The organism is Natronomonas sp. (assembly GCF_046710025.1).
Taxonomy (GTDB): Archaea; Halobacteriota; Halobacteria; order Halobacteriales; family Haloarculaceae; genus Natronomonas.
This window is the reverse complement of record NZ_JBKEGK010000170.1, coordinates 1-5,596: the sequence shown is the minus strand read 5'-3', so window position 1 is coordinate 5,596 and position 5,596 is coordinate 1. Positions and strand designations below refer to the sequence as shown.

The following is a 5,596-nucleotide window of genomic DNA, read 5'->3' as shown; positions in this document are numbered from 1 at the left end:
ATCTGGCCGGCTGAGGCGGCCCTCGAACCCGAAGATATCGTCACCGGGGCTCGCCTCGGCACGGTTGAACTCCTCAAAAACGGCGTGACCGCACTCGGTGACATGTACTTCGAGGTGCCGGCGGCCGCGGAGGTCTTCGCCGAGGCCGGACTCCGGGCGCGCGTCGGCCATGGGATCGTGACCATCGGCAAGGACGACGCTGAGGCACGCGCGGACTTCGAGGAAGGCCTCGCAGTCGCCCGTAAACTCGACGGCGCGGCGGACGGCCGAATCGAGAGCGCGCTGATGCCACACTCGCTGACGACCGTCGACGCCGACGTGCTTGAGGAGTACGTTCCGCGGGCCCGCGAGGCAGGGGTGCCGCTGCACTATCACGCCAACGAGACCCGCGACGAGGTCGATCCGATCGTCGAGGAACACGGCGTCCGGCCGCTGGAGTACGCCGACGACCTCGGAGTACTCGAGGCGGGCGACTTCATCGCCCATGGCGTCCACGTCGACGAAACGGAGATCGAACTGCTCGCCGAGCGCGGCGTCGGCGTCGCTCACTGTCCGGCCTCGAATATGAAACTCGCGAGCGGGATCGCACCCGTACAAGCGATGCTCGAGGCGGGTGTGCCGGTCGGGATCGGCACCGACGGCGCGGCCTCCAACAACGATCTCGATGTTTTCGATGAACTGCGGGACGCCGCGATGGTCGGCAAGCTCAAAACCGATGACGCGGCGGCGGTCGCCGCACCCGATATCGTTCGGGCAGCGACCGAGGGCGGCGCCGAGGTACTCGGCTTCGATTCGGGGCGGATCGAGGCGGGCGCGCTCGCGGATCTCGCTGTCGTCGATCTCGACAAGCCCCACCTCACCCCCGCCCACGACCTCGTTAGCCACCTTGCCTACGCTGTCCGGGGCTCGGATGTCCGACACACCGTCGTCGGCGGCGAGACTGTCGTCCGCGACCGAGAGCTATTAACCCTCGACGAGGCCACGGTCACCCGCGATGCCGAGCGGCGCGCTAAGGCGCTGGTCGAACGGGCGGGGTCGAGAAATTGAACGCCCAGAAGCGATTATAAACAGTTTACGTCGTTCTACGATCGGTTCGAACGCCGGACGAACGGAATGAACGGATTGAACGAGCGACCCGGTTTAATCAGATGCTCGGTGTAGCGTCGGGTGAGCATGAAGCAAAACACACGGCTGGCCGCCGTTTCGCTGTCGGTGCTGCTGGCGCTGTCGGTGATCGGTCCGGGACTGGCGCTCGCCAATGCGGAATCGTCGAACGGGAACCTGGCGATCGACATCGCAGTAGACAACGACGCCCGCGTAACCGTGACTGACGACGGCGACAGCGCGGCGAACGCCACCGTCAACGTGACTGTCGACGACGGAAACGAGACGATTACTGGGAGCAACGGAACAGTCGACAGCGGAAACCACACATACGCGGGTATTGGCACGTACACGACCGACGAAAACGGCACTGTCGAGCTTCCGACACCTGACAAACGGCTGCACGTGACGATCCGAGCGACTGTCGACAATCGGACCACGACGGCACACGAGACGCTTCCGGTGGACTCCGAGACGGACGTCGGCCCGATAGGTGAAGTCAACCCCGAACAGCCGTTTGGGCTCCAAGTGCCGTCGTTCGTCCAGAGGCTCTCGAATCTCGACGACAACGGGACTATCGGCCAACGCGTCGCCGGGTTCGTGACCTCGAACAACCCCGGAAACCCGCCTGCACACACGGGGCCGGGGGACGCAACCGCTGAGAACAAACCCGGCTCGGCAAACGGGATGGAAACGGACGGACGAACTGGCCCGCCGGCGCACGCCGGGGCACCGGACCACGCCGGGACTGACTCCAACACCGGTGACGAATCCGACAGCCGCGATGAAGCTGATAACGACGACGGGATGCATACCGACGACGCCGTTGACAGTGACGACGGGGAAGGCGAGAGCGACCGCGAGGAGACTGATCGTGGAGCCGACAGAGACGGCGCGGAGAACTCGAACGGTAGCGGCCCCGGAAACAGCGGAAAGACGCCCGGAAACGGACCTCCGGGGCGATAGCCGGTTCGGACCGCTTCGGTCAGATCGGCCGCGTCGTCCGCCGTTCGGTAGCGTTTTCCCGTTCTCGCCCCTTGTCAGAAGTATGAGTCATCCGACGATCACCGAACAACTCGACGACCCGGCCGGGGCGCGCGAATCCGGCCGGAAGAAGATCGAGTGGGCCCGCCAGCACATGCCGATCATGACCTCGATCGCCGACGAGTTCGGCGATGAACAGCCGCTCGAGGGGCAGACGGTTGCCATGGCAATGCACGTCGAGGCGAAGACCGCCGTCCTGACCGAGGTCATCGCGGAGGCCGGCGCGGAGGTCGCCATCACCGGCTGTAACCCGCTGTCGACCCACGACGACGTCTCGGCGGCGCTCGACGCTACCGACGCGATCACGTCCTACGCCAAGCGAGAGGTCGACGACACGGAGTACTACGCCGCCATCGAGGCCACCTTAGATCACGGGCCGACGGTCACCGTCGACGACGGCGGCGACCTCGTGATGGCGATCCACGACGAATACCCCGAGTTGATCGATTCGATACTCGGGGGCTGTGAGGAGACGACGACGGGCGTCCACCGCCTGCGTGCGATGGACGACGACGGCGAGTTGCGCTATCCGATGTTCGCCGTCAACGACACGCCGATGAAGCGACTCTTCGACAACGTCCACGGCACCGGGGAGGCCTCGCTGTCCAACATTGCGATGACGACGAACCTCTCTTTTGCCGGCAAGACCGTCGTTGTCGCCGGCTACGGCTACTGTGGAAAGGGCGTCGCGAAGAAAGCAAAGGGGCAGAACGCCCACGTGATTGTCACGGAGGTCGAACCTCGCCGCGCGCTCGAGGCCCACATGGAGGGCTACGAAGTCTGTCCGATGACCGAGGCCGCCGAGACGGGCGACGTATTCGTGACGACGACCGGCAACCGCGACGTGATCGTCGGGGAGCACTTCGAACGGATGGCCGATGGCGTCGTTCTCGCGAACGCCGGCCACTTCAACGTCGAGATCGACCTCGATGCGCTCGACGATTTGGCCGCCGCCCGCCGAGAGGTCCGCGACGGCATCGAGGAGTTCGAGATGGCCGACGGCAGACGGATCAACGTCCTGGCCGAGGGCCGTCTCGTCAACCTCGCCTCGCCGGTTGCGATGGGCCACCCTGTCGAGGTGATGGACCAGAGCTTCGGCATCCAAGCGGTTTGCGTGCGGGAAATGGTCGAAAACACCGACTCCTATGGCCCCGGGGTCCACGAGGTCCCGGACGAACTCGACCGGGAGGTCGCCGAGATCAAACTTGACGCCGAGGGCATCGGGATCGACGCGCTGAGCGACGAGCAGGCGGCGTACATGGACAGTTGGCAGCACGGGACGTGACGTGGGAGAACGCGGAGCGTTCGCGTCGCCGTTCATCAGTTGTCGCCGGGTGAACAAACAGGTCGCACACGATCCGGGGACGCCGTAACGCGACGTTCACCCCGGAGGCAAATCTTCATACGGCTGCGCTACGTAGCGGCTTCTATGAGCACCGAGACGGCCGACAGCGACGACGAACTCCGCGAACGAATCAGCAACTTCCTGCGCCGCAACTTCCCGCAGATCCAGATGCACGGCGGCAGCGCGGCGATTCAGGATCTCGACCGCGAGGCGGGCGAGGTAACCGTGATGCTCGGCGGCGCGTGTTCCGGCTGCGGCATCTCTCCGATGACGATCCAGGCGATCAAGAGCCGCATGACTCAAGAGATCCCCGAAATCGACACCGTTCACGCCGACACCGGTTCCACCGGCGGTAGCGAGGGTATGTCCGGCGGGCAGGTTTCTCCGTCGTTCCCCGGTGAGGGCGGCGGCGACGACGACGAGGGCCCCGAAGCCCCGTTCTGACGGCCACGAGCGTTTCCGTTTCGTTCCGTTTCTGTTTCGTCTCCCGATCCGTCGGGTGGTCCGACGACGACAGGCTTTTTACCGGGAGATACACCGGTCCGTACTCGATTCGAGGAGACCGAGATCCAGCGGCCGCTACGTGAGGAGGTCTGGTCGTTCGCCGCGACGGAGACCACCCCGATTGCCGGCGGGCCGAACGCGCTCGCCGACGCGCTCTACGACGAGTGGCCCGACGGCCGCTCATTTATGAACCAACCGTACTTCAGTCGGCTGTTATTTATATACCCCCGAAACAGCTGTTCCGGCCCGGACTGCGGCGACCGCTCAGGCCGCCGACTCAGCGGCCTCCTCGGGGAGCGCCTCTTCGGGGACGACGCCGTCGATCCACCCGCGGGCCTCGTAGTACTCCTCAAGCCCGCGCTCGAGGTCGGGGATGTCGTAGGGGAGCGCGTCGTCGTCGCGGTCGAACCCCCGGCGGTTGTTGAAGTGACGCTCGAGGGTGACAGTTCGCGCACCGACTGCCATGAGGTCCTCGAAGTCAGCCCCGAACAGCGCCTCGTAGCGCTCGGTCGTCATGTAGTCCCGAGAGAACTTGCAGACAATTCCGCTGTCGTTCAGCGCCATCAGGTTCTCGCGCTCGACGAGTCGTTCGGCCTTACCAGCCATCCCGGCGGGGTCCATCGCCTCATCGGCGTCGACGAGGGGGTACTCGACCGAGTAGAACGTCGCGTACATGTGATCAGCACCGCGGTTCGCGACCGCGTACGACAGCGCCTGCCCGTGGAGGAGTCGCCCTTCGTGGGCCGCGAAGTCGAGTCCTTTTACACTCCAGTCGTCGACGCCCAACTGGTCGTGTGCCCGGTGGATGCCTTCGGCTAAGATGTCTCCGATCCCCTCTCTGCGAGCGATCTTTTCAACGAGGTCGTGAATCAACTCGGTGTCACCGAACGCGTCCTCGCTTTCGAGGTAAGCGGCGATCGTGTTCCCCGCCGAGATCGCGTCAACGCCGTAGCGGTCGCACAACTCGTTCGAGATCATCACGTCGACGATGTCGTCAACACCGGCGTTGGAGCCGAACGCCATCGCGACCTCGAACTCGGGACCTTCGGTCTCGACGCCGCGGGCCTCGTCACGCGTCGGCAGCTTGCAGGCGAACGCACACGCCGAACACGTTCCCTTTTTATACTTTTTCTGCTCGACAGCCTCGCCGTCGATCCCTTCGGCCCCCTCGAAAGACCGTTCGGAGAAGTAGTACGACGGCAGGCCGTCCATCTCGTTGGCCAGCGACAGCACCGACACGGTCCCTTGACGCTTCATGATGTGATCGTCGGTGGCCGCCTCGCGATGGATTTCCGCGGCCGTCGCCGGAAGCTCGAGATCGGGTCGGGCATCGCCGCCGACGGTGAGCGCCTTGACGTTTTTCGACCCGAGGACCGCGCCGAGGCCGCCCCGGCCGAAGGCGCGCTCTTCAGTCGTCATGATGGAGGCGAACCGGACCTCGTTCTCGCCGGCAGGACCGACGATCGCCGTCCGATCGCTCTCGATGCCGTGTTCGGAGTCGAGATACGCGGCCGTTTCGGGGACGGTCGCCCCCTCAAGGCCGGGGACGGGCTCGAACTTGACGCCCTCGTCAGTCAGATGAACGATCGTGAGTTCGTC

The 5,596-nt window shown here is 65.0% G+C and carries 5 protein-coding genes; 4 read left to right on the top strand and 1 reads right to left on the bottom strand.

Features of this window, described 5'->3' with window-relative positions:
* From ACI944_RS11030 to ACI944_RS11015, 4 genes are all read left to right on the top strand, one after another.
* Positions 1-1,047: amidohydrolase (locus tag ACI944_RS11030; protein ID WP_411719103.1), on the top strand; the 1,047-nt coding region annotated here is incomplete at its 5' end.
* Positions 1,048-1,173: 126 nt separating this feature from the next.
* Positions 1,174-2,070, top strand: coding sequence for a hypothetical protein (locus ACI944_RS11025; protein WP_411719102.1), 897 nt, complete (start codon positions 1,174-1,176; stop codon positions 2,068-2,070).
* 82 nt (positions 2,071-2,152) lie between these two features.
* Positions 2,153-3,433, top strand: a complete 1,281-nt coding sequence (locus ACI944_RS11020; RefSeq protein ID WP_411719101.1) for an adenosylhomocysteinase — start codon at positions 2,153-2,155, stop codon at positions 3,431-3,433.
* A 144-nt stretch (positions 3,434-3,577) separates the two neighbouring features.
* The gene (locus tag ACI944_RS11015; protein ID WP_411719100.1) at positions 3,578-3,937 is read left to right on the top strand and encodes a NifU family protein; all 360 of its coding nucleotides are present in this window, start codon (positions 3,578-3,580) and stop codon (positions 3,935-3,937) included.
* Positions 3,938-4,261: 324 nt separating this feature from the next.
* Here the strand turns inward: ACI944_RS11015 and ACI944_RS11010 are convergent.
* Positions 4,262-5,596: aldehyde ferredoxin oxidoreductase C-terminal domain-containing protein (locus ACI944_RS11010; RefSeq protein WP_411719099.1), on the bottom strand; the 1,335-nt coding region annotated here is incomplete at its 5' end.

Bases quoted from the DNA above. Each gene is read 5' to 3' on its own strand.
- ACI944_RS11015 (WP_411719100.1), top strand. From the start codon at position 3,578: ATGAGCACCGAGACGGCCGACAGCGACGACGAACTCCGCGAACGAATC.
- ACI944_RS11025 (WP_411719102.1), top strand. From the start codon at position 1,174: ATGAAGCAAAACACACGGCTGGCCGCCGTTTCGCTGTCGGTGCTGCTG.
- ACI944_RS11020 (WP_411719101.1), top strand. From the start codon at position 2,153: ATGAGTCATCCGACGATCACCGAACAACTCGACGACCCGGCCGGGGCG.